The organism is Kitasatospora albolonga, assembly GCA_002082585.1.
Classification (GTDB): Bacteria; Actinomycetota; Actinomycetes; order Streptomycetales; family Streptomycetaceae; genus Streptomyces; species Streptomyces stephensoniae.
This window is the reverse complement of record CP020563.1, coordinates 5,998,473-6,021,905: the sequence shown is the minus strand read 5'-3', so window position 1 is coordinate 6,021,905 and position 23,433 is coordinate 5,998,473. Positions and strand designations below refer to the sequence as shown.

Here is a 23,433-nt window from a genome sequence, read left to right as displayed (position 1 = left end):
TCGGTGCGCCCGGCCGAAGAGCCGGGCGCACCGGACGGTGATTAGCCGTGCTGGTGTCCGTCACGCGCCGCGAGGCGCCCGCTGAGCTGCATGCGGTCGATCCGCCCCGTACCGGGATCTGCCAGGAAGCGGCCGGAGTAGGCCGTCCTGTCGGTCGTGAGCTCGACGACCGAGAAGGCGAGGTCGGCCCGCAGGGTGATCCGGGCGTAGGCCGCGCCGCCCTGGTCCAGCCGGAGCCCTCCGGCGTCCTGGACGAACTCGTAGGAGGTACCGCCGTTGACATAGGTCCCGGCGCAGCGGGCGAGCAGGGAGGGTTCCGCGGGCGGCGCCGTGCCGCGCGGCCGGGCGAAGGGGTGGTGGGCGATCCCCAGACCCTCCTGGCGGAGCTCCCCCACCAGGTCCTCCCACAGGGCCAGCCCGGTGCCCGCGTTGGTGGTGAGGGCCACGACCGTGCCTTCGTACGGGTCGACCCGGAGGTGACAGGAGGTGCCGTCCCCGGTGCCGTCATGACCGACCCAGACGGGTCCGCCGGGCTCCCGGTAGCCGGCCACTCCCAGCCCCCAGCCGTCGGCGAGCCCGAACGCGTCGGTGCCCGGCTGGAGCCGCCTCATGGCCTCGGTGACCCTCACCGGCGGCAGCAGCCCGCCGCTCGGGCGCACCGGGGCATCGGTCAGCAGCCGGCCGAACCTGAGCAGGTCCCAGGCGCTGAGGGCCAGCGCACCGGCCGGGGCCTGGGCCGGTGGGAGCAGTTGGGCGACCGGCACCGCGTCACCCTGCTCGGGCCGTGCGGTGTGCCCCGGCACATGCGCTCCGGCGGGACCCGTGACCCAGGCCGGGACGATGCCCAGCGGGTTCAGGACGACGGTGCGCAGCGCCTCCTCCCAGTCCATGCCCAGCACCAGCTCCGCGAGGTGGCCCGCCGCCACCATGCCGACGTTGGAGTAGGAGAAGGCCGCTCCGGGGGCGCAGACCGCCGGAACGGCGGTCGCCCGGGCGAGATACCGGGCCCGTCCGATGGTCTCCTCGGCCTCGAAGTGGCTTCCGGGCAGTCCGCCGGTGTGCGTCAGCAGCTGCCGGGGTGTCACCCGCGCCGCGTCGGCGGCCCAGGTGCTCGGCTCGTCGAACTGGTCGCCGATGGGGGTGTCCAGTTCGATGTCGCCGTCGTCGGCCAGGGTCAGCAGGAGCAGCGAGGTGAAAGCCTTGGTGAGGGAGCCGACGGGGAAGCGGGAGCCGCGGGTGACCGGGCTCCCGCCGCCGTACCGCTCCTCTCCCGCCTCCACGGTGATCCCGAGGGGGCCCCAGGAGGGGTGCAGCACGGCGAGCTGGGCACCGGGGACGTGGTGGTGCCGGATCAGTCCGTCCAGCAGGGGTCCGAGCCGGCCGGAGCCGGTCGTCGCGGGCTGCCGTCTGACCAGGGTGGATTGGCTCATGACGGCTGATGTCATTCCAGCTCGAAGACGACCGAGGCCGCGGGAGAGCTGATCTTCTCCTCGCCGACGAGCGTCCAGCCGGTCTCGGCGAAGACACCGTGCCACTCGTCGATGGTGGGGATGTACTGGCCCATCAGGTCGTGGGCGGACTCGAAGCCGAGGCTGAACAGCGGGATCTCGTGGTCGGCGTAGCCGACGGTCCTGGTGGCGTCGCCGAGCAGGAACCGGCGGACGTTCGGGAACTGTTCGCGGAGCGTGCGCAGCCGCTCGACGGCGCTCTCCCGGGGCCAGAAGTCGTGGCCCATCATGAAGCAGGTGAGGACCTCGACCTCCGCGAAGGCGGGGTGGGTCCGCAGACCGCGCGCGTCGGCCAGCACCGCCGTGATCCGGTCGGACAGGCCGTTGCGCGCCACCTCCTCGGTGGTCATCCTGACGGCCGCCTCGGCGATGTCGATGCCCAGGCCGCGGACGTGCGGGTATCTGCGGGCGACCTGGATCAGGCGCTCGCCGCTGCCGCACCCGAGGTCGGCGACCACGGAGAAGTCGAACGGGACGCGCTCCAGGGCGGTCCAGAACGCCGGGTCGAAGGAGAAGGTGGTCAGCTCCCGGCAGGCGTAGCTGATAGCCCTGGCATCACGCCGGTAGAAGTCGTCACCGACGCGGTTGGCCTGCCGCAGTACGGACGGCATTTCCGTGTAGAGCCCCGAGCAGCCACGGCTCAGCCAGTGGAAGTAGGACCGGTAGTGGTTCACTTCGTCAAAGAGCGGTCCGGCGCTGATCTTGCCGTCTTCCCGGGTCACGATCCGAACGGCCGCGAGCGCCTGATACATGCCGCGCGCGGCGATCGGGTCCAGCTCCAGCTTCTGGGCGAGCTCATCCCCGTCGACCGTTCCGGTGTTGTATATCTCGTCAAGAACGCCCACCTCCCAGGCGGCGGCGATGGCCCACGAAGCTACTGCCGAGTTGTAGATGTCCGCAGCCGTGAGCTGAGCCCGTTTCCTTTCCGCTTCGATGATCGACACAGGTACTCCTCCAGTTCGATTTCCAGTGGGTTGCCATGAGTGTCAGCCACCCCTCGAGGAGAACTCCAGCCACTTAAGTCCTGAGCAATAACCCTTGATCAGACGGCACACAGGGCCTGCTCAGCGCCCCTGGCGGGCTCGTGGCGACCTTCTCCGGGCACGAATTTAAGAGGAGGCTTAAATAGCTTGCCAGTGCTCATCGATCATGCCAAGCATGAGAAAAAGAAGGTAACTCGTCTCTACTTCGGAGGAATCCATGGGGAATCCGTTCGACGACCCGGAAGGCACTTTTCTGGTGCTGCGGAACGATAACGATCAGAATAGCCTCTGGCCCGGGTTCGCAGAGGTTCCGGCGGGCTGGGAAATCGCTTTCGGCCCGAACGGGAGAACCGCCTGCATCGATTACATAGAAACTCATTGGATCGATATCCGGCCTCGCACCCGAATTGCCTCGAATTCATAGCGGAAGCATTTCGGTGCAGCGACCAGAGAAAGGTGTGAGAAATGTCCGCAAGTCTGCTCCTGAACGATGCGGAAAGCCGCGCGGTCGGCGATCTCGCCGATGAGTTCCTGGACTCCTTCGGCCCTATGCGGGACCCGGCGAAAATCGCCGCCGCGGCCACCGTCGCCGCACAGCGTCTGCCCTCCCGCATCCGGGAGTTCCTGGCTCGGGCCCGCGCCGAGGAGCCGGCCGTCACGGTCCTGTCCAACCTGCCGGTCCAGGAGTCCCTGGAGCCGACCCCCGTCGGCTGGGAGCTCGCGTCGAAGCTCGGGGCCGCCCAGCGCGAGGAGACGGTGCTGCTGCTCTGCGGTGCCGCGCTGGCCGAGCCGTTCGGCTGGATCAGCCAGCAGGCCGGCCGTCTCGTCCACGACGTGTGCCCGACGCCCGGCGAGGAGACCTCCCTCACCAGCGCGAGCAGCACCCTCGCGCTGAACTTCCACACCGAGGACGTCTTCCACCCCTGCCGGTGCGACTACGTCTCGCTGTTCTGCCTGCGCAACCCCACCCAGGTGGGGACGACCATCGTGCGCACCGACGCGCTCGACCTCCCCGCGGAGATCCGCGCGGTGCTGTTCCAGGAACGCTTCCTGTTCCTGCCCGACGACTCGCACAGTCTCAGCAGCCTGCCCGCGACGCCGGAGAGCGAGACGCCCGGCACCCATCGCGGCGCCGTGCTCTTCGGCCCCGCCGACGCCCCCTACCTCAGGTTCGACATCGACTTCATGCGCGCCGTGCCGGGCGACCAGGAGGCTTCGGAGGCCATCGACGCGGTCCAGGCGGCGCTGCTGGAGCACACCGAGCGGATCGCCCTCTCCCCCGGTGAACTCGTCTTCGTCGACAACTACCGCGTGGTGCACGGCAGAGAGCCGTTCGTCTCCCGCTACGACGGGACCGACCGCTGGCTCAAGCGCCTCAATCTGACCAGGGACGCCCGCCGGATCAGCGCACTCACCGGCAAGCGGTCGGTCATCATCTGACCCCCACCGCACCTCGGCGCCGGACCGGAAAGGCCGACGGTGAATCCACCGAACGGCAGATGGCACCCCCCGCGTCCGGCCGACACCGTGTGGCCGTGCGGTGGTTCGGCCCGGCCCGGGGCGCCCGTCGCACCGACGGGCCCGGAGCGGGCGCCGCTCCCCGGCGGCCCGTGCTCCGCGTCCGCGCCACCCGGCCGGCGCCCGTCGTCCTGCTCCGGTCCACCTTTCTGAGGAACGTGCCCATGACCAGCCACCGGACCACGCTGCCGAGCAACCCCCGGCCGGAAAGCGCACCGGCCCCCGGCCCACCGCCGTTCCACCACCGGCCCGTCCTGGCGGTGGCCGCGGCCCTCGTCCTGCTCCTGCTGAGCACGGCGGACCGGTACGGCTACCACAGCGACGAGCTGTACTTCCGTGCGGCCGGACAGCAGCTGGACTGGGGGTACGTGGACCAGCCGCCGCTCGTCCCCCTGCTGGCCCGGACACAGACCGAGCTGCTGGGCGACTCGCCCACCGCGATCCGGGCCGCCGCCGCCCTGCTGGCCGGGGCCTGTGTGCTGCTGGCCGGGCTGATCGCCCGGGAGGCCGGCGGCCGGGGCCCCGCACAGCTCCTGGCGGCCCTGGCCACGGGCGTTTCGGCGAGCACCCTGGCCTACGGCCACATGCTCACCCCCGGCTCGGTGGACACCGTGGTCTGGATGGCCGCCGTCCTGCTGCTCCTGCGCATGCTGAACACCGGTGAGCGGCGGCTGTGGCTGCCGATCGGCGCGGTCCTCGGAATCGGCATGCTGGCCAAGAGCCTGGTGCCGCTGCTGGCCCTGGGACTCCTCATCGGCCTGCTCCGCTACGGCCCCCGGTCCCTGCTGCGCACCGGATGGCTGCTGGGCGGTGCGGCCGCGGGGCTGCTCATCACCCTGCCCAATCTGGTGTGGCAGGCGGTGAACGGCTGGCCGCAGATCACCATGGCCCGCGCGCTGTCGGAGTCCGGCGGGATGCCCGGCCGGGTGGAGCTGATCCCCGCCCAACTGCTCCTGCTCGGCCCCTTCCTGGCGCCGCTGTGGGTGGCCGGCCTCGTCGCCCTGCTCCGCCACCCCGGTTGGCGGACGTACCGCGTGGTGGCCGGCGCCTACCTGGCCGTACTGCTGATCCTGATCCTGCTCGCCGGTCAGCCGCGCTATCTGACCGGCCTCCTCCAGGTCCTGCTGGTGTTCGGCTGCGTGGCCGCCGTGCGCTGGGCGGGATCGCACCCGCGCCGTGCCGCCCTCGGCTCCCTGCTGGTGGCCAACGCCCTGGTGGCCGCGGTGATCGCGCTGCCGCTGGCACCGGCTGCCTGGCATCGCGACGAAGCGCTGGAGGGCCTCAGCGACGTACAGACCCAGCAGATGGGCTGGCCGGAGTACGCCCGGCAGGTGGCGCGGGTGCACGCGTCGCTGCCGGCCGCGGAGCGGCGCGACGCGGTGATCGTGGCGGGGAACTACGCCGAGGCCGGGGCGCTCGACCGCTACGGGCCGGAGCTCGGCCTGCCGCCCGTCTACAGCGGGCACAACTCGTACCACGCCCTCGGGCGCCCCCCGGAGGGGACCGGAGTAGTCCTTTTGGCCGGTCTCAGCGGTATCCCCGCCGACCAGCGTCCCGACCCCCGGCCGTACTTCCGGCGCTGCGAGCCCGCCGGCCCGCTGACACTGCGGGCCCGGAACCCCTGGCAGCACGAGGACGTACTGGTCTGCGAGGGGCCGCGCACCACCTGGGCGGAGCTGTGGCCGAAGCTGCGCTGGCTCGGCATTCCCTGAACCGGACGGCGTTTCCGGAATCTACGGCGTTTCCCAGAATCTCCCGATCGGCAGATACCCCCGCCCACCGGGGCCGGAAAGCATGGATGGCATGCAATCACTCACTCGATGGAGTACCGGCGTGGCGGCCCTGGCGGCCACGCTCGCCCTCAGCTCCTGCGGCTCGATCGGCGACCTCGACGTCAAGCCCCGCAGCGACAGCCGGACCTTCGGCCTCACGGGCAAGACCCTGGTCGTGGAGTCCGGGAGCAACCTGCGCCTGGAGGCGGCCGACGGCCCGGAACTCACCGTCGACCGTGACCTCACCGGCCAGGCCGCCGAGGACGGCAACGCGTCCTGGGAGCTGAACGGCGACCGTCTCAAGCTCACCGCGAAGTGCAGCGGCATGGTCCTCAACTGCAGCAGCGAGTACACCGTCAAGGTGCCGTCGGGGGTGGCCGTCACCGTGGTCACCACGGGTGCCGACGTGCTGGCCGAGGGGCTCGCCAACGCGCTGACGGCCACCACCGGGACGGGGGCGATCCGGGTCGAGCGGAGCTCGGGCACACTGCGGCTGAGCTCCGGCACCGGACGGGTCGTCGTGCGGGACGCCGGCTCCGCGCACGTCGATGTGCGCAGCGACAACGCCGACCACACCCTCTCGTTCAGCAAGGCCCCCAGCCGGGTGTCGTCCCGTACGAAAATCGGTGACATCAAACTCACCCTCCCCAAGGACAACACCCGTTACGCGATCGACGGCAAAGCCGAAGACGGCGAGAAGTACCGGATCAAGATTCCGAACACCCCCGACGCCGCTCACAAGGTCACCGTGGAAAGCCCCCGCGGGCGCGTCCTGGTGACGCGGGAGAGCTGATTCCCCGAGTTCGCGCAGAGGCCGGCGAGAAGCCCGGCGAAGCGGAAATCCACGCGGATGACCGGACCGGGCACCGGCCGGAAGAACCATGAACAAGCGCATCGGCCAAAAGGACGATGCGGCCCCTCCGGCCGAAAAGCCGATGGGCCGCCCCGGATCTCCCCCTAAAGGCAGATGGTGCGCCCCGTACGCACACCAGGAGCATGACGGCATGACGAAATCGACCACTCCGGCGGCCCCGGCCGTACGCCGGGTCCCGGGGGCCGACGGTCCCGTACGGGTCCTCAGGGAAGGCTGAGCACGCATGGAGCTCCAGATCACGGACCTGACCAAGGTCCACCGCGGCGGCACCCGTGCCGTCGACTCCTTCTCCCTGGACCTGGGACCCGGAGTGCTCGGGCTGCTCGGCCCCAACGGCGCCGGTAAATCGACCCTGATGCGGGTTCTCGCCACGGTGACCAGACCCACGTCCGGGCATGTGCGGTGGCAGGGCACCGACATCGGTGAGCATCCGGGTGAGCTGCGCCGGACCCTCGGCTACCTGCCGCAGGACTTCGGTGTGTATCCGCAGCTGACCGCCAAGGAGTTCCTGGGCTACCTGGCGTCGGCGAAGGGGCTGGACCGCAAGTCCGCCCGGGGGCGGATCTCCGAGCTGCTGGAGCTGGTCAACCTCACCGACGCGGCCGGCCGGCGGCTCGGGTCCATGTCCGGCGGTATGCGCCAGCGGGTGGGCATCGCCCAGGCCCTGCTGAACGATCCCAGGCTGATCATCGTCGACGAGCCGACCTCCGGCCTGGACCCGGAGGAGCGCATGCGGTTCCGCAACCTCCTCTCCGGCCTCGCCTCCGACCGGGTGGTCATCCTCTCCACCCATATCGTCTCCGATGTGGCGTCCACCGCCGACCGGATCGCGATCATGGCGCAGGGGCGGCTGCTCCGCCACGGCACCCCCGAGGAGCTGCTGCGCCTGGCCGAGGGCTCGGTCTGGGAGGCCACCGTGCCCTCGGAGGAACTGGTCGGTCTGCGCGGGCAGTTCGTCATCAGCGACACCACGCGTACTCCGCGGGGGGTACGGGTCCGGCTGCTGGCGAACCGTCAGCCGCTGGCGCAGGCCGAGGCCGTCGCGCCCGGGCTGGACGACGCGTATCTGCTGATGACCTCCTCGCTGCCCGGCGCCCGGCCCCAGGCTGTGGGGCGGTGATGGGCGGCACGGTCGGAGCCCTGGCCCTCGCCGACTTCCGGGAGAGGCGCCGGCGCCCCGCGTATCTCGTGGTCCTGCTCGGGACCCTGGCCCTGGGGCTGCTGGCGGCGCCGGTCGGTGACTCCGACTTCCAGATCTTCCAGATCAGCGATTACCGCGGCCTCTACACCAGCGGCTACGTCGGTACGGTCACCGCGCTCGGCGGCGCCGTCTGGCTGGCCCTCGCCGGGTTCAGCATCACCCGGGGCACCATCCCCAAGGACGAGCGGACCGGGGTCGGCCAGATCCTGGCCGCGACCCCGATGAGCCGGGTCTCGTACCTCTTCGGCAAGTTCTGCAGCAATCTGCTGGTGCTCGGTTCGATGCTGCTGGCGCTGGCGCTGACGGCCGTGGGGATGCAGCTGCTCAAGGGGGAGTCGTACGCAGTCGACCCGGTACGGCTGCTCATGCCCTTCGTCCTGATCACCCTGCCTCTGCTGGCCCTGGTCGCGGCCTGCGCGGTCCTCCTCGACACCGTCCCCGGACTGCGCGGCGGCATCGGCGCCCTGGTGTGGTTCGTGGTGTGGATGGTCGGCATGATGACGGCCCAGTCCTCGGGCGGCTACGACCTCCTGGGCATGGACCGCATCAGCGACTCCATGCGTACGGCCATCGCCGCGGGCGGCGGGTCGGTCGACTCGGTGCACTTCGGGGTCGGGCTCACCGCCACCGACGGGAAACTGTCCACCTTCGACTGGGCCGGGCTCGGCCCGGGTGATGCGGGCGGCGGCCTGCTGCTCAACACCGTACTGCTGACCGCTGCTTCGGTGCTGATCGCCACGGTCGCCGTGCTGTGGTTCCGCCGCTTCGATCCCGCCGCGCCGGTGAACCGGGCAGGGGCACTGGTCGCGGGTGCGGCCGGGGCCTTCACCCAGGACACAGCCGCCTCGGGTCCGGCCGGCCAGATGGAGCAGGAGGGCAGGCGCAGCGCCTCCTTCGACCTGGACCCGGCGCACATGACTCCGGTGCGGTTCGGGGCCTCGTTCCCCGGAACCTTCTCCGGCGAACTGCGGGTGCTGCTGAAGGGGGTTCGCCCCTGGTGGTGGGCCGGTACCGCGGTGCTTCTGGTCACGGCCGCGCTGGTGGACGTGGAGAGCCTGGTCGTCCCCGTGCTGGCGCTGGCGGTCCTGTGGCCGGTGCTGATCTGGTCCCAGCTGGGCCACCGTGCGGACGCAGGCAACGTGGACGATCTGCTCGCCGCCTGCCCGGGTGCCCGGCAGCGGCTGCTGGCCGGACTGCTCGCCGGCATCACGTTCGGGCTGCTGACGGCCTCCGTCCCGATCCTGCGGCTGGCGTTCTCCGGTGACGGGACGGCGGTGGCCGCCGGGCTGGGCGGGGTACTCTTCGTGCCCGCGCTGGCGCTGGCGTGCGGTGTCCTCAGCCGCGGTGCCCGGCTTTTCCAGGCCGTCTATCCGCTGCTGTGGTACGCGATGTTCAACGGCGTCCCCGAGCTGGACTTCCTCGGCAGCGCGCCGGGCGAGGGCCCGGCCGCCGCGGTGGTCGTGGGCGCGGCCCTGTTCCTGGCGCTCGTCGGCCTCGCCGCCGACGAGCTGCGCAGAGCCCGCCGCTGAACCACCACACGCGCCTTCACGCGGCGGGGACGCCGCCCCACAGACGTGGCCGACGATCCGGTTGCCCCCGTACCGGGTCGTCGGCCACTTGAACCCTCACCGAAAGGCTGTTCCTTTGCGGCCACACAGCCTCCACCGGACCGTTGCCCGGAGGACCGACGACACAGCACGGGCGGACACGGATCACGACGGCGGTCGCCTGGGCACGGCGGCGCTGGCCACGGCCTTCGTCCTGCTGCTGCTCGTCGACTGGGTCATGAGCCTCGACGCCGCGGGGCCGCTGCTCCCCCTGGCCGGCCTGCTGCCCGTGGGCCTGGCGCTGATCCGCCCCGCCGGCGGTCTCAAGCCACCGCTGGTGTATCTCGCCGCCGGCTGGTCCCTGGCCCTCTCCCTCCTGATGCTGCTGCGCGGCACGGCGACCGATACCCCGGGGCTGGCCGAACTGCTGGCTCTGGCAGCGCTGTTGATCGCGAATGCCCGGCGCTCCGGCCCCCTCGTGTCCTCGCTCGGCACCTGCGGCGCCCTGACCCTGGCGCTGCTGCTGCAAGCCGCGCGCGTCGCGCAGAGCACCGACGGCACCGCGCTGGCGATCCTCATGGTCACCTTCGTCGCGGCGGCGGCGATCGGCCGGGGGCTCCAGCTGCGGGCCCAGGACGCGCGCAGGCTCCGGATGATGCAGCGGATACGGCAGGGCGAGCGGCTGGAACTCGCCCGTGATCTGCATGACTTCGTCGCCCATCACGTCACCGGGATCGTGGTGCTGGCCCAGGCCGGACGAGCGGTGTGGGAGTCCGCGCCGTGCAAGGTCGGCGATATCTTCAACGACATCGAGCTGGCCGGGGCCCGGACGATGGACTCGATGCAGCAGCTGGTGACCGTCCTGCGCGAGGAGGACGGATCGTCCACCGCCTCTTCGGCCTCGCTGCACGGCATCGCGCAGATTCCCGCCCTGGTCGAGTCCTTCCGGCGCGGCGGGCCTCCCGTGCGGCTGGAGCTCGGCGAGGACGTCCGCACCATGGAACTTCCCCCCGAGGTCGCCACCACGGCGCACCGCATCGTCACCGAGGGGCTGACCAACATCCGCCAGCACGCCCCCCACAGCCCGGGGGTCCTCGTACGCGTCACGCGCGAGACGGCCGGTCTGGCGGTCCGGGTACGCAATGAACCGGCGGCCGCGAGCGGCAAGCGGAGCCTGCGGATCTCCGGGCGGGGACGCCCGGGGTACGGTCTGGTCGGATTGCACGAACGGGTGAGTGCGGTCGGCGGTAGCCTCGTCAGCGGACCGGACGACTCCGGGGGCTGGGAGGTCTCCGCCGTCATACCGATCCGGGACTCCGACATCTCCGCCCGGAAGGCGTCACCGTGACGATCAAGGTGCTCATCGCCGACGACCAGGAGATGGTACGTACCGGCTTCCGGCTGATCCTGGAGAACGAGCCCGATATCGAGGTGCTCGCGGAGGCGTCCGACGGTATCGCCTGTGTGGAGCTGGCCCGGCGGCTGCGCCCGGACGTCTGTCTGGTCGACATCCGTATGCCCCGGCTGAACGGCCTTGAGGCGACCCGCCTGCTGGCCGGTCCCGATGTCGTCGACCCGCTGCGCATCCTGATCTTCACCACCTTCGACCTGGACGACTACTTCTACGGCGCGCTGCGCAGCGGGGCCTGCGGATTCCTGCTCAAGAACAGCGGATCGGCGCTGCTGATCGAGTCGGTGAGGGCGGTCGCGGCCGGCGCCGCGATGATCTCGCCCACGGTCGCGCTGCGGCTGCTCAAACAGCTCTCGGCGGACAGCCCCGCGCCCGGCTCCGGCCGGACGGCGGGGCACGGGAACCAAGTCTCCCGGCCGACCGGGCCGCCCCATGCTCCGGACCTCCCGGGCTGCCCTCCCCTCACCGAGCGGGAGTTGGACGTGGCACGCCTGGTGGCGCGCGGTCGCACCAATCAGGAGGTCACCGATGAGCTCGACATCTCGCTCTCCACGGTCAAAACGCACCTGACCAACATTCAGGGAAAGTTACGGGTGCGTAATCGGGTGGAGATCGCCGCATGGATCTGGGAAAGCGGAGCAATTCATACCGGTTATTCGCCCTGATGCTACCCTCTCCCGGCCGCTTGGGCTATCTACCCAAAGGCCGATGCCGCAGGACGATACCGGTCGTGCATGATTCCCCTACGCTGAGGGGTTTGGCCGAATCCGCACGCCGCCCCTCTTCTCGGGGGGGAGGAGCATAGCGTGATCCGTGTCGTCTTATCAGTGGAAGATCTTTCCCGTGTCCGTATGGCCGGCCCTGTCGATCCTGCACACGAAGCAGCTTTCGCACTGGAGAACTGGCAGAAGAAAACGGGAGGCTATTTCCGGATATGGCATCAGTCCGTAGCTCGCAGAGTGGGCCGAAACGCACGCGTACGGCACTCGTTGCAGCGCTTCACGGAGTCGGGCCGCACGGCCGAGGACCTCATCGCCCTGGCCGCCGACCCGGCCGACCGGTCGCCCCATGAGCTTCCCGACCGGCCTCCGGGGGGCATGACGCGCAGTGACCTCGCCTCGCTGCTCGACGAGTTCGCCAAGCTGGCCCTGGCTCCTTACCGAACCGAGATCCAGACCCGGCTGGGCAGCGACATCGACGCCTACCGGCAGATCATGAGCGCCTCCGGGGTGGAGACCCTGCTGCGGAGCCTGCATCCGCGCATCCACTGGCGAGCACCGGTCCTGGAGATCGAAGGGCCCGAGAGCCACGAGATCGAACTGGGCGGCCGTGGACTGCTGGTGTCGCCCTCGCTCTTCCTCACCAACCCGGGCACCCTGCTCCCCTCGGTGGCGGACTCCCACGATCCGTCACCGACACTGGTGTTCCCTGTCCGGCCCGACCCACGGGCCAGCATCCCCCTCGGCGCCGGAGCCGAGACCACGACCCGCGACAGCAACCCGGAGGCGGCCCTCGCGATGCTGATGGGCCGGACCAGAGCAGCCCTCCTGGAGGAGCTGCGCAGGGGCTGCGCCAACGGCGAACTCGCCGACCGGGTGGGCGTGTCGGCCGCCGCGGTCAGCCAGCACACCTCGGTCCTGCGGGCGGCGGGCCTGATCACCACCCGCAGGACCCGCAATCTGGTGCTGCACACAGTGACTCCGCTGGGCCGTTCCCTGCTGGGCAGCGGCCCCAGGACACCCGCCCCCGCGGTCGGGTCGCAGGCATCGGGATGCCGGACCAAGTCCTGACCCCCGCACCACGCCCCTCGGGCCCGCCCGCGCCACCGTCCCCGGCGGCCCGCCTCAGGAGTTCCGCGTCAGCGGTGCGGTCCGCGTCAGGAGCGCGTAGCACCCGGCGGCGACGGTGATCCCGGCCGGGAGCGAGAGGTCGACGCCTCCGAGGGCGGCGGCGACCGGGCCGGTGTACGCGGTGTCGACGCACAGGGCCGCGGCGGTGACGCCCGCCGTGAGGGCGAGGGCTCCGGCCGGGTTGACGCCCGCGGTGTACCAGAACGGGCCGCCCCGGCTCTCGTCCGTGAGGGCCGGGCCGTCGTAGCGGTTGCGGCGGAGCAGGATGTCGGTGGCGTAGACGGCCATGCTGGGGCCGAGCAGGACGACGGTGAGCCGGAGGACGTTGCTGACGGTGTCCAGGAGATCGGAGACGAGCAGCGCGTACAGGGTGAGGGAGACCGCCGCCGCCCCGTCCACGAGCACGCTGTACGAGCGCCGGATGCGCAGGCCCACGGCCTGGAGGGCGAGGCCCGCGCTGTAGGCGGTCAGCGCGTTGATGGCGATCGTGCCGAGGACCAGGGCCAGCAGGAAGACGGGGACGAACCAGGCCGGGAGCAGCCCTTCCAGTCCGGCCTGCGGATCGCTCATGTCCACCGCCGTGGCGGCGAACGCGCCGAGCGAGCAGACGACGACGCCGGGCAGGAAGCCACCCAGGGCGGTCCAGCCGACGATCGCCCGCTTCGGTGTCGTACGGGGCAGGTAGCGGGAGAAGTCGGCGCTGGTGGTGTACGACAACGGGGCCGAGGCGGTCAGCGCGAGTCCGGCCGCCAGGGTCGCCCACAGGGCGGTGCCGTGCAGCGGCTCGGCGGGGCGGTAGGAGAGGTCGGCACGCCCGAGGACGCTGACGGCGACGACGGCGAAGGCCAGGGCGAGCGCCAGGGTGATGGGGAGGTACAGCTTCACGATCGCCGCATGGCCGTAGACGCTGATGGCGAGGGTGAGCGCGGCGATCACGATCACGACGGCGGCCGTGACGCCGTCGCCCGCCGGGATGCCCGCCCGTGCGGTCAGCGCGGTGGCGGCGCTCGCGGCGGCGGCCAGGTTGAGGGCGAAGTAGCAGACGGAGATCGCCCAGCCGACGACCGCGTTGTTGACCCGGTTGCCGCGGATGCCGTAGATCGCCCGGGTGATCACCTCGCTCGGGGTGCCCGAGGCCGGTCCGGAGACCGCGAGCACCCCGGTGAGCAGCCAGAACAGGTTGCCGGCCACGATCACCGCGAGCGCCTGCGCCAGGGTCAGGCCCATCAGGACGAGCACCCCTCCGGCCAGCAGGCTGAGGTAGTTCACGTTGGCCGCCGCCCATACGGAGAACAGCTCGCGCGGCCGGCCGCGGCGCTCGGCGTCGGGGATGTGGTCGATGCCGTGGGCCTCGATACGCGGTGCCGCGCGGTCCGGGGTTGCGCTCTCCGGGGCTGCTCGGTCCGGCGCCGCGGTTTCCGCAGTTGTGCGGTCCGGGGTTGTGCTCTCCGGGGCCGGGGCCGGGGCCGGGGGCGCGTCCGCCGGGGCGCACGCGGTGTCGTGCGGCCCGGGAAGCGGGTCGGGAATCGTGGACGCCATGGGCCCTCCGGGTGCTGGTCGTACCCACCTGCTTGCTTATTGGTCGCACACTCAATAACGTTCGGGGCATGTCGTCAAGCGTTCAGCGCCCCCGAGTTCGCAAAAGTCCGGCCGCCCGACGTGCGGAAATCGTCGACGCGGCGGCGGCCGTCGCCCTGGCCGAGGGGCTGGAGTGCATCACCCTGCGGCGGATCGGCGAGGAGCTGGGGGTCCGGCCGGGGCTGATCAGCCACTACTTCCCGTCGGCCGAGGAGCTGGTGGCCGAGGCGTTCGGCAGCGCCGCGAGCGGCGAGCTGGACACGCTGCTGCCGGAGGAGTCCCCGGGGGCCACCCCGACGGAGCGCCTCGCGCACTTCCTGACCCGGACGACGGGGGAGCCGTACGACGCCATCAGCCGACTCTGGATCAACGCCCGCCACCTCAGCCGCTACCGGCCCGTCCTGCGCGACCGGGTGACCACGCAGCAGGCCGCCTGGCGGGGGCGGCTGGAAGGGGTCATACGGGAGGGCGTCGAGCTCGACGAATTCCGCACCCCCGACCCGTCCCTGACGACCATTCAGATTCTGGTGGTGCTCGACGGGCTCGGTGCCCACGCCAATACCGGGACGGCTGAGCACACCCCTGCCGCCGTCGTCCGGATGGCCGTTGCCACGGCGGAACGCGAACTGGGCCTGCCGGAAGGCGCCTTGAACGCCTGACCGTCCGAACCCGCCCCCCGTCTCCGCTCCCCCGGCCACCTTCTCGACGAACGTTCCTGGAGTCCCCGTGCACCCCTCCCTCGTCCTGCTCTCCGCCCGGCTGCTCGACCCGGTCACCGGCCGCCTCCTGCCGCAGACCGCGCTGGCCGCCTCCGGAGGGCGGATCGCGGCCCTCGGCGACGACCGCGAGATCCGCGCGCTGGCCGGTGCGCCGACCACCGTGATCGACCTGAAGGGCGCGGTGGTGACCCCGGGGCTGACCGACGGGCACCTCCACCCGGTCACGGGCGCCGAGCTGACCCACGGGCTGGACCTGTCCGGCTGTACGGACCTGGAAGCGGTACGGGAGGCGCTGGCCGGTGAGGTGCGGCGGCTGGCGCCCGGGGCCTGGCTGCACGCCTGGGGGCTCGACCCGAACGTGTTCGGCGACCGGCCGGTGGGGTCCGCCGCCCTCTCCCCCGTACTCGACGGCGTACCGGCGACGCTCCTGCTCTTCGACGCGCACTCCATGCTCGCCAGTCCGCGCGCCCTGGAGCTCGCGGGCGTCGACGGGCCGCGCACCTTCGACCAGGCCGCCGAGGTCGTCTGCGACGCCGATGGACGGCCCACCGGGCTGCTGCTGGAGGACGCCGCCTGCGAACTCGTCGAGCGGGCCGCGCCCCGGCCCACCCGGGCGGAGAGCCGGGACCGGCTCGCCGCCGCCCTGCGCTCCATGGCCGCCGCCGGGCTGACCGGCGGGCACGTCATGGACGCCAACGGGGACAGCGCCGCCCTCTACGCCGAGCTGGACGCGGCCGGTGAACTGCCGCTGCGGCTGCGGGTCGCGCCCTGGTGCCGCCCCGGTGCGGACGCCGATGCCGTACGGGAGCTGATCGGGCTGCAGGGCACCGGCGGGGCGCTCTGGCGGACGGCGGGCGTCAAGCTCTTCATGGACGGCACGATCGACAACGGCACCGCCTGGCTGGAGAAGCCCGACTGCCACGGCGAGTCGACGCACGCCTTCTGGCCCGACCCGCAGGCGTACACGCGCGTCATCGGCGAACTCCACCGGGCCGGGGTGCCCACCGCGACGCACGCGATCGGGGACGCCGCCGTGCGGCACGCCCTGGACGCGGTGGCCGGGGCGACGGCCGCCGGAGGTCCTTCCGTACGCCATCGGATCGAGCACATCGAGACCGTGCCCGATGACACCCTGCCCCGGTTCGCGGAGCTGGGCGTCATCGCCTCCATGCAGCCCACCCACTGCTGCGACTTCACCCGCGCCGACCACACCGACAACTGGTCGCGGCGGCTCGGCGAGGAGCGCGCGTCACGGGCCTGGCGGTGCCGCGACCTGTGGGACGCGGGGGCGCGGGTCGTCCTCGGCTCCGACTGGCCCATCGCCCCGTTCCCGCCGCTGGGCGTGATGGCGGGCGCCCGCCACCGCCGCCCCTCCCGTGATCTGACCCAGCCCCCGCACGGCCCGGAGCAGGCGCTCACCGCCCTCGAAGCCCTCCGGGCCATGACGGTCAACGCGGCCTGGGCGGCGGGCGAGGAGCAGGAGGCCGGTCGGCTCGCCGTCGGCTGCCGGGCCGACCTCACGGTCCTCGCCGACAGCCCGCTCACCACGGCCGCCACCGACCTGCCGGAGCTGCCGGTGCTGCTCACGGCGGTCGACGGCCGCCCGACCCACCGCGACGCGAGCGTGTGAGACCCGGGGGGGGGCGCCCCCTACCTCTTGTCCCCGTTCCGTTCGGTGTGACGGCCGAGGTAGGGGCCCAGAAGCGGATGGCCGAGGTGGACCAGGGCCGCGCAGAGGAACAGCCCGCCCGCCACGCCCCACTGACCCGGGGTCACGGTCTCCTCCATGACGGCCGCCCACCAGTAGTAGCCGGGCTCCGAAGGGGGGTAGCCGAAGAGCATCGCGGCGAGGGTCAGGGCGACCGGCGGCAGCCAGGCCATGGACGGACCGGCGAGGCTCACCGTGATGACGGCGAGCGCCGCGTACAGCAGCAGGTTGCGGACGGCGGGCTCCCAGGTGAGCTCCGGCCCGACCAGCTGGCCCGTGCTGACCGCGAGGGTTCCGGCGGCGGTGAGGGCGAGCAGCCAGGCCAGCCGGGCGGAGAGCAGCGCCGGGTGTTCGGGCAGCGGAATCCCCGTACCGCCGCCGGTGGCGATGGCGACCGCGATGCCCGCGACGACGGGCACCAGCAGCATGAGCGCCACGGGTGTCTCGAACAGGAGGAACCCGAGGCTGTCGATCGTGGCCTGCGCCCCGAGGAGCGAGAGGGTGCCGCTGATCAGCAGGAGCGTCCCGGCGGGCCGGGTGGGGTGCACCCCCGCCCAGGCCCTCAGGAGACCTGTGCGGCCGGTCATGCGCCTTCCAGATCGCAGGTGGCGTAGTCCTTCATGATGTCCGCGCTCTCGGCGGGCGTCAGCACGCGTGGCTTCACCGGGAACTCGGCGGTGTCGACCGTGATCCCGGCCGTGTGCAGCAGCGTGAAGTAGAGGGAGAACTCACGGCTCCAGTACTTCTCCCCCGGGCCCGGCTCCTCGTACAGGGCCGAGCAGTGCAGGGGGCGGACGAGGCTCGCGGCGATGTCCTGGACGGACACCTCGCCGGAGGCGTAGGCGTCCGCGGAGATCTCCAGGCCGATGCGGTCGGGGGTGGTGACCTGGTACGTCCGGCTCAGCTCCTCGACCCGCCGGGGCACGAGGGCCGTGTGCCCGGCCTCCCCGGCGGCCTCGGTCAGCGTACGCACATGCTGGACGACCTGGTCGCGGAAGCGCCGGTGCTCCGGGTACAGGCAGATGACCGGCCCGGCGCCCTCGGTGCAGTCGGCCGGGGCCTCGGCCTTCGCCGTGAGCCGCTCGGCGGGCAGGGCGTACTGGCCCCCCACGACGGCGACGACGACACCGACGGCGAGCGCCGCGCCCGCGGCGGTCAGGACGCGGCGGCCCGACCGCAGAGTCACCGGGAGCAGCAGCAGCGCCGCCCCGGTCAGGGCGAACAGGGCGATCTGGGAGAGCAGATACCCGGGGTTGTACACGAGACCGAGCCGGGAGACCGTCGCGCCGCCCAGGGAGAGCGGCTCGAAACGCTCCCCGCTCCCCTCCCCCAGCAGATAGATGAGGGTGAACGAGCCGATCGCGCCGACGGCTCCCGCCACCAGGGGTCCGGCGAGCCGTCCGACGGCCGAGCCGACGGCCGCGTACCAGCAGATCGCCAGCGCCTGGACGAGTACGGCACCGGCCAGGCCCCACCACGGCGAGCCGCCGGGCAGACCGCCGATGGCCAGCCCCACGGCCAGGACCAGGAAGTGCACGGCCAGCACCGGAACGACGCACCAGGCGGCGGCCCGCAGATACGGGCGGTACGGGCGGCGGGTGGCGAGCACCAGGTGGATGGTGCCGTCCTTCGAGAGCCGCGCGGCGTCGACCGCCGCCGCACCCGCCAGGAGGGGGCCCACGATGAACAGGGAGATCGCGAACCAGTCCACCGTCCACAGGGGTTCACCGCGCCAGGGCATGCCCCGCTGGAAGAGGTTCACCACTTCCAGGGCGATGACGACGGGCAGAATCCACGGGCCGATGAGCGTCTTGAGGGCGTAGCGCAGCGCGCGCGTCATTCCGGTGCTCCCATCAAGGTCGCGAGGGCCCGTTCCAGATCGGTCTCGCCCGGTGCCCCGGGGTCCGACTTCGCTTCGAGGGCCGGTACGTCCCCGTCGAAGACGACCGTGCCACCGTCCAGCACGACGACGCGGTCGGCGAGCCCCCGGATGTCCTCGACCAGGTGGGTGGAGACGATGACGATGCGTTCGGCGGCGATCGCGGCGATGGTCTCGCGCAGTGCGAGGCGCTGCCGGGGGTCGAGTCCCACGGTGGGCTCGTCGAGGAGCAGCATCACCGGATCGTGAATCATTGCCTGGGCAATCCCCAGCCGTCGCGCCATACCGCCCGACAGGGTGCGGATCTTGCTTGTCACGCGTTCGGCGAGGCCGGTGCGGGAAAGAACGTCGGCGACAGCTTTTTCACGGCGACCGGCGGGAATCCGGTGCACCCAGGCGACATAGTGAAGAAACTCTTCACAGGTGGCTCCCGGCGGCATATCCAGTATTTGCGGAAGGTAACCGAGAGGGGATATCCGCTCGTCGGACTTCCCTCTGGGGAGGCGTACCGATCCGGATGTGGGTTTCTCGAGACCGGCGGCGATCCGGAAGAACGTCGACTTCCCCGCGCCGTTCGGTCCGACCAGACAGGTCACCCCGTCGGCGAATTCCAACGACAACGGCCCCAGCTGAAAACTTCCTCCATGGTCCTTGACCAACCCGTCACAACTGAGGCGATGAAGGCTCACTGCTCTCTCATTTCTCATGACGTACCCGTCGGGCCCGGCGGTGGCCGGCCCTCCGCGGGGGGCCGGCCACCGCCGGTGTCAGCACCGGCGCCGGGTGCCGGTCAGTACTTGTCGCCGCCGTCCGTGTACGACCAGCCCGTCGCCGGATCGGTGCGGTACGGGATGTCCAGCCGGGCACGGACCATACCGCGCGCGTAGTCCGCCTCCGACTTCACACCGGTCGAGGCCGACTTGAACGTGTACGACTTGCTGCTGTGGTGCGCCGTCTCGGCGGTCGCGTGGTTCCAGTACTTCTGCGTGCAGTTCATGTACTTGCTGGCCTGGACGCAGTATCCGGCGTTCACCTGCGTCTGGAGCTCGACGTACACCTTGTGGTTGTCCGCGTTGTTGAGCTTGGTGTAGCTGTTGACGATCGACCGGGTGCCGTTGGAGGTGTTACCCACCTTCCAGGTGCCCCAGGCATGGCCGGTGCTCCCGTAGCCCGTCACCTTCAACGGGTTGTTCGTCCCGTTCCAGGTCCGTTCGACATTGAGCGCTTGGGCCGCCGTGGGCAGAGCCGCCACGGTCAGAGCCGCGATGAGTCCGGCCTCCACGGCCCGCCTGAGAACAGTGGAACGTCGCTTCATTGCCACATTTTCCCCCTGCAATTTTTGTCGCCTGGTACGGCCCGCGATATAAGCGATCCCCGCCGACCGATTTGACATCCAGAAAGTACAGCGAACAGCCATCGGAGCACAGAGCCGGTACGGTTTGTTGAGCTAGATTTGAGGTGCGGACATCGAGGATCGCATTCCGCTTTCCATATGCCCGTGATCACCGTTTACGACGGCGAACTTTCGTTACGCGCCGCTACAGCCCGGTCACTGAACAGAGCCGCCATCACCGGCGGCTGGTCACCGTCGCTCCGCTCGGGGGCAGTCCCACAGGGAGTTACGGGGGGGAGCCCCGCAGGGAGTTATCGGAGGGGGGAGCCCCGCAGGTCACAGCACCGGCCGGTCCATCGGGCGGGGAAGTGGGGCCAGGGCGCCCGCCTCGCGCAGGCGCTGCCACGCGCGGACCACCGCCGCGCTGTCGCCGGGGGCCGCGATGCTCAACAGCTCGCCGCCGCACGGGAGTTCCTGGCGGACCGCCTCCAGATCGTCGGGTACGAGGGCGGCGCGGGCCGGGGAGAGATAGCCGGCGCGGCCCACGACCGGGTCGTCGACCGCGTACCCGGCCTCGTCCTCCAGCGCGTCCAGCACGTCGTCGTCGCTCACATCGCCGAAGTCCGGCTCCCACACCCGGGCGATGAGGGTGAGGATGTCCTCCTCGGGGACGGGCGAGGCGTCCGGGGCGTGCAGGATGATCACGAGCGACTGGAGCAGGAAATCCGGTGTGCCGCCCGCCAGTCCGCTGACCTCCGCCCCCCAGCCGGGCCTTCCCGTGCCGACGAGCCGGAGTCCGGTGCCCGTCAGGTCCGACCAGTCGGCCGCGTCCCGGGCCGTACGCAGGGCGTCGAGCAGGGCCTGCCCGTCCGCCGTGATGGCGGTCGCCGGTTGTTCGGAGTGCACCTGGCTCCAGGCGTCCGCCGCCTCCGGGACCAGGGCGGCGAACCCGTCGAGGGTCTGCCGCCACCGCTCCGCCACGGCCTCGACCGGCTCCGGCCTCGGGCCCCAGAAGCCCCGCACCATACGTCGCATGCTGATCTCTCTCCTCCGTCGCCGGACCGCTCCGGGCCGCCCTCGCGTGCAGGCTAACGCGGCTGCTCGTCGAAGGCTCCGGGCTTCCTGGTGCTGTCGCCGGGTTTCGCCGGGCTGTGCACCACCGTGACCGGCAGCCCCTCGTCCCGGAACGCCCTGCGGGCCGCCTTCGCCACCTCCGGGTCGGAGAAGTGCCACTCCACGGGCCTGCCCCCGGCCGCCTCCACCTGGGCGCGGGCCTCGGTCACGAACTTCTCCTTGCCGGAGGCGGTGAGCCTGCCCGCGTCGGTCGTGGAGAGGTAGCTGCCGTAACCGTTCTTGGCCTCCAGATACGTCTGCCGGGAGGAGTCCCAGCCGTCGTACTCGACCGCCGGCCTGCCCTCGCGGGGGTGCGGTACGACGTACTCCTGGCCCCGGTCGGTGCCGGTGATCTGCTCCTGGTAGCGGAGCCAGGACTCGTTCTTCCAGTTGGGCGCGGGGTTGCGGTCCCGGCTCGCCCAGAAGCCGTCGCCCGCGTCGGCGTCCCCGAGCGTGCGGGTCCTCAGGCCGTCCGCCCAGGCCGGCGGGTCGTAGTTGCGCGGGTCGGAGGTGTCGTTGCGCCGCGGCTCGGGGTACCGCTTCTTCTCCAGCTCCGCCTTTCGCGCCCGCTCCGGCTCCTCCAGGCGCTTCTGCTCCAGGTGGGCGGCGCGTTCCTGTTGACGGGCCTCCGCCGCCGCGGCCCTGGCCGCCTCGTCGCACCCGCCGTTGACGAGGACCACCCGGCCCGGCGAACCGCCCGCCGGCACTCCCGTACCGGAACCGGGTACTCCACCGCCGCCGTACCGGACGCGTGGCGGGCCCGACGCGATGGCACAGCCCGTCCGCCGCGCCGCGGCCTCCGCGCTGTCGGCCGCCTCGTCCGCTTCCTTCGCCGCCTTGCGTACGCCGTCGAGGTCGCCCGCCTCCGCCGCCTGCCGGGCCCGCCGGGCCGCCGCCCCCGCGTCGCCCGCCGCGTCCGCGACCTCGGAGGCCACCTTGCCTGCCTTGCCGAGCTTTCCGGCCTTGCCGACCGCCTTGGCCACGTTGTAGCCGGGGATGAAGAGCGAACCGACGTTCCAGAGCACGTTGGTGACGGCCCGGGTCTTCTCCCCGTTGTTCCAGCGCTCGCGGACCTCGTCCCCGACGAAGACGTCGTCCCCCACCGTGACCACGGTGCTGACGGACGCCTTGCCCCAGTCCCGGAGCGCGCCGAGATAGTCGCCGTCGCTCCACTTGTCGCCCGCGCCCCGGGAGTCCTTGACCCACTGGTCCCCGAGCTGCCGTCCGTACTCCGCGAGACCGGCCCAGGTCTCGGGCGTGAACAGGGCGATGATCCCGGCGATGTCGCCCCAGATGCCGTCGATCACCAGGCCCTCGAAGACCTGGGTCGTACGGTCCCAGGCGCAGCCGAAGAAGCCCCAGCCGCCGCAGTCCTCCTGGGCGGACGCTCGCTCACCGCCGCCGCTCCCGCCGTCGCCCTCGCCCTCGGCGGAGGCCGGTACGTCGTAGGCGGCCTCGGGCTCCTCGTGGTCCTCGGCGTAGGTGTCCTCGCCGGTGCCGGGGCGGCCCTCGTCGTCGGGGCCACCGGTGCCGCCGCCCGTCGCGGGGCCGGGGCCTGTGGTTCCCGTACCGCCGGAGGTCTCGCCGCCGGTCGCGCCCCCGTCCGTACCGCTGGAAGTCCCGCCGGAAGCCCCGCCGGTCCCACCCGTACCGCCCGTCGCGTCGCCGCCGGAGGCTCCCGTACCGCCGGTGACCGTCGAGCCCGCGTCCGTACCGCCGCTGGACGCACCCCCCGAAGCATCCCCCGCCTCCACCGGGCCGCTGCCGCCCCCGTCCGAGACCGGGCACGAGCTGCCGGTCAGTGAGCAGATCGCCGACTGGAGCCCCTCCGTGATCCGGCCGCCGAGGCCCCCCACCGTCAGGGCCGCGATCAGCGCGACCACGATCAGGACCAGGCCCAGGTACTCCAGCGCGGACTGGCCCCGGTCCCGGCGCCAGGTGATCATGTGCGGGAGCGAGAACCTCGGAGGCTCCCCACGCTCGCCGGGCGGCAGCAGGAACCACGCCCGGCTCTGCGGACGGCTCAGCAGCACCAGGATCACCACGGGCAGCACCAGCTGGGTGAACCCGTCCGGTGAACCGTCCACCAGGTTGCCGAGGCCGCCGATGATCAGCCAGACCTGGACGGCGGCGATCCCCCACCGCACCCGTCGGCCGCCCGTACGGAGGTGGCGGGCCAGCAGCGCGCACAGCACCCCGGGCACGGAGGCGTACAGCAGGATGCCGAGCACCTGGGCGCCCAGGGCGTCGGCGGCGAGCGCGGAGCCGGAGAGGCCGATCGCGCCGAGGACCGTCGCGCCGAGCAGGACGAGGAGCAGGACGCGTACGACGACGAGCGGGCCGGGGAGGTCGCGGCGCGGGGCCGGGGCCGGGCCTCCGGCTATGCCACCGACAGCAGACATACGTGATCCGACCCCCGGCACCCCCTGGCTGACCTGA

20 protein-coding genes are annotated in these 23,433 nt (G+C 71.8%); 11 read left to right on the top strand and 9 right to left on the bottom strand.

Going from position 1 to position 23,433, the window contains the following annotated elements:
• Nucleotides 1-41: 41 nt before the first annotated feature.
• Together B7C62_26755 and B7C62_26750 are read right to left on the bottom strand one after the other, a co-directional pair.
• Nucleotides 42-1,445: a hypothetical protein gene (locus B7C62_26755; GenBank protein ARF75452.1), complete on the bottom strand. Its 1,404-nt coding sequence runs from the start codon at nt 1,443-1,445 to the stop codon at nt 42-44.
• The gene (locus B7C62_26750) at nt 1,442-2,446 is read right to left on the bottom strand and encodes an SAM-dependent methyltransferase (GenBank protein ID ARF77389.1); all 1,005 of its coding nucleotides are present in this window, start codon (nt 2,444-2,446) and stop codon (nt 1,442-1,444) included. The genes B7C62_26755 and B7C62_26750 overlap by 4 nt, the downstream gene beginning before the upstream one ends.
• Nucleotides 2,447-2,708: 262 nt before the next feature.
• Here B7C62_26750 and B7C62_26745 point away from each other — a divergent pair, with 262 nt between their 5' ends.
• The 9 genes from B7C62_26745 (at nt 2,709) to B7C62_26705 (ending at nt 12,604) form a co-directional block, all read left to right on the top strand.
• Nucleotides 2,709-2,915, top strand: a complete 207-nt coding sequence (locus tag B7C62_26745) for an MbtH family protein (protein ARF75451.1) — start codon at nt 2,709-2,711, stop codon at nt 2,913-2,915.
• 59 nt (nt 2,916-2,974) lie between these two features.
• Nucleotides 2,975-3,931, top strand: coding sequence for a hypothetical protein (locus tag B7C62_26740; GenBank protein ID ARF77388.1), 957 nt, complete (start codon nt 2,975-2,977; stop codon nt 3,929-3,931).
• A gap of 59 nt (nt 3,932-3,990) precedes the next feature.
• Nucleotides 3,991-5,721 carry a hypothetical protein gene (locus B7C62_26735; protein ARF75450.1) on the top strand — a complete coding sequence of 577 codons (1,731 nt, stop codon included), beginning with the start codon at nt 3,991-3,993 and terminating at the stop codon, nt 5,719-5,721.
• A gap of 121 nt (nt 5,722-5,842) precedes the next feature.
• Nucleotides 5,843-6,574 carry a hypothetical protein gene (locus B7C62_26730; protein ARF75449.1) on the top strand — a complete coding sequence of 244 codons (732 nt, stop codon included), beginning with the start codon at nt 5,843-5,845 and terminating at the stop codon, nt 6,572-6,574.
• Between the two features lie 304 nt (nt 6,575-6,878).
• Entirely contained in the window at nt 6,879-7,775 is an 897-nt protein-coding gene (locus B7C62_26725; protein ID ARF75448.1) for an ABC transporter ATP-binding protein, read from the top strand.
• Nucleotides 7,775-9,385 (top strand): hypothetical protein, encoded by a 1,611-nt coding sequence (locus B7C62_26720; protein ID ARF75447.1) that lies wholly within the window; start codon nt 7,775-7,777, stop codon nt 9,383-9,385. Before B7C62_26725 ends, B7C62_26720 begins: the two co-directional genes overlap by 1 nt.
• A gap of 115 nt (nt 9,386-9,500) precedes the next feature.
• Nucleotides 9,501-10,751 carry a hypothetical protein gene (locus B7C62_26715; GenBank protein ID ARF75446.1) on the top strand — a complete coding sequence of 417 codons (1,251 nt, stop codon included), beginning with the start codon at nt 9,501-9,503 and terminating at the stop codon, nt 10,749-10,751.
• Nucleotides 10,748-11,479, top strand: a complete 732-nt coding sequence (locus B7C62_26710) for a DNA-binding response regulator (protein ID ARF75445.1) — start codon at nt 10,748-10,750, stop codon at nt 11,477-11,479. Before B7C62_26715 ends, B7C62_26710 begins: the two co-directional genes overlap by 4 nt.
• 186 nt (nt 11,480-11,665) lie before the next feature.
• On the top strand, nt 11,666-12,604 hold the full coding sequence (locus B7C62_26705) for a hypothetical protein (protein ARF75444.1): 939 nt from the start codon (nt 11,666-11,668) through the stop codon (nt 12,602-12,604).
• 54 nt (nt 12,605-12,658) lie between these two features.
• Here the strand turns inward: B7C62_26705 and B7C62_26700 are convergent, their stop codons facing one another.
• Complete coding sequence (locus tag B7C62_26700) at nt 12,659-14,203, bottom strand: nitrate reductase (protein ARF75443.1); 1,545 nt, start codon at nt 14,201-14,203, stop codon at nt 12,659-12,661.
• A gap of 68 nt (nt 14,204-14,271) precedes the next feature.
• Between B7C62_26700 and B7C62_26695 the strand changes: the two genes are divergently transcribed.
• Entirely contained in the window at nt 14,272-14,901 is a 630-nt protein-coding gene (locus B7C62_26695) for a TetR family transcriptional regulator (GenBank protein ARF75442.1), read from the top strand.
• A gap of 67 nt (nt 14,902-14,968) precedes the next feature.
• Entirely contained in the window at nt 14,969-16,591 is a 1,623-nt protein-coding gene (locus tag B7C62_26690; protein ARF75441.1) for an amidohydrolase, read from the top strand.
• A 20-nt stretch (nt 16,592-16,611) separates the two neighbouring features.
• Here the strand turns inward: B7C62_26690 and B7C62_26685 are convergent, their stop codons facing one another.
• The 6 genes from B7C62_26685 to B7C62_26660 all read right to left on the bottom strand — a co-directional run bounded on the left by B7C62_26685 (nt 16,612) and on the right by B7C62_26660 (nt 23,396).
• Complete coding sequence (locus tag B7C62_26685) at nt 16,612-17,256, bottom strand: hypothetical protein (protein ID ARF75440.1); 645 nt, start codon at nt 17,254-17,256, stop codon at nt 16,612-16,614.
• Complete coding sequence (locus B7C62_26680) at nt 17,253-18,509, bottom strand: hypothetical protein (protein ID ARF75439.1); 1,257 nt, start codon at nt 18,507-18,509, stop codon at nt 17,253-17,255. Before B7C62_26680 ends, B7C62_26685 begins: the two co-directional genes overlap by 4 nt.
• Nucleotides 18,506-19,255: a hypothetical protein gene (locus B7C62_26675; GenBank protein ID ARF75438.1), complete on the bottom strand. Its 750-nt coding sequence runs from the start codon at nt 19,253-19,255 to the stop codon at nt 18,506-18,508. Before B7C62_26675 ends, B7C62_26680 begins: the two co-directional genes overlap by 4 nt.
• Before the next feature lie 83 nt (nt 19,256-19,338).
• The gene (locus B7C62_26670; protein ARF75437.1) at nt 19,339-19,830 is read right to left on the bottom strand and encodes a hypothetical protein; all 492 of its coding nucleotides are present in this window, start codon (nt 19,828-19,830) and stop codon (nt 19,339-19,341) included.
• 387 nt (nt 19,831-20,217) lie between these two features.
• Entirely contained in the window at nt 20,218-20,916 is a 699-nt protein-coding gene (locus B7C62_26665) for a hypothetical protein (GenBank protein ID ARF75436.1), read from the bottom strand.
• 53 nt (nt 20,917-20,969) lie between these two features.
• Complete coding sequence (locus tag B7C62_26660) at nt 20,970-23,396, bottom strand: hypothetical protein (protein ID ARF75435.1); 2,427 nt, start codon at nt 23,394-23,396, stop codon at nt 20,970-20,972.
• Between the last annotated feature and the right edge of the window lie 37 nt (nt 23,397-23,433).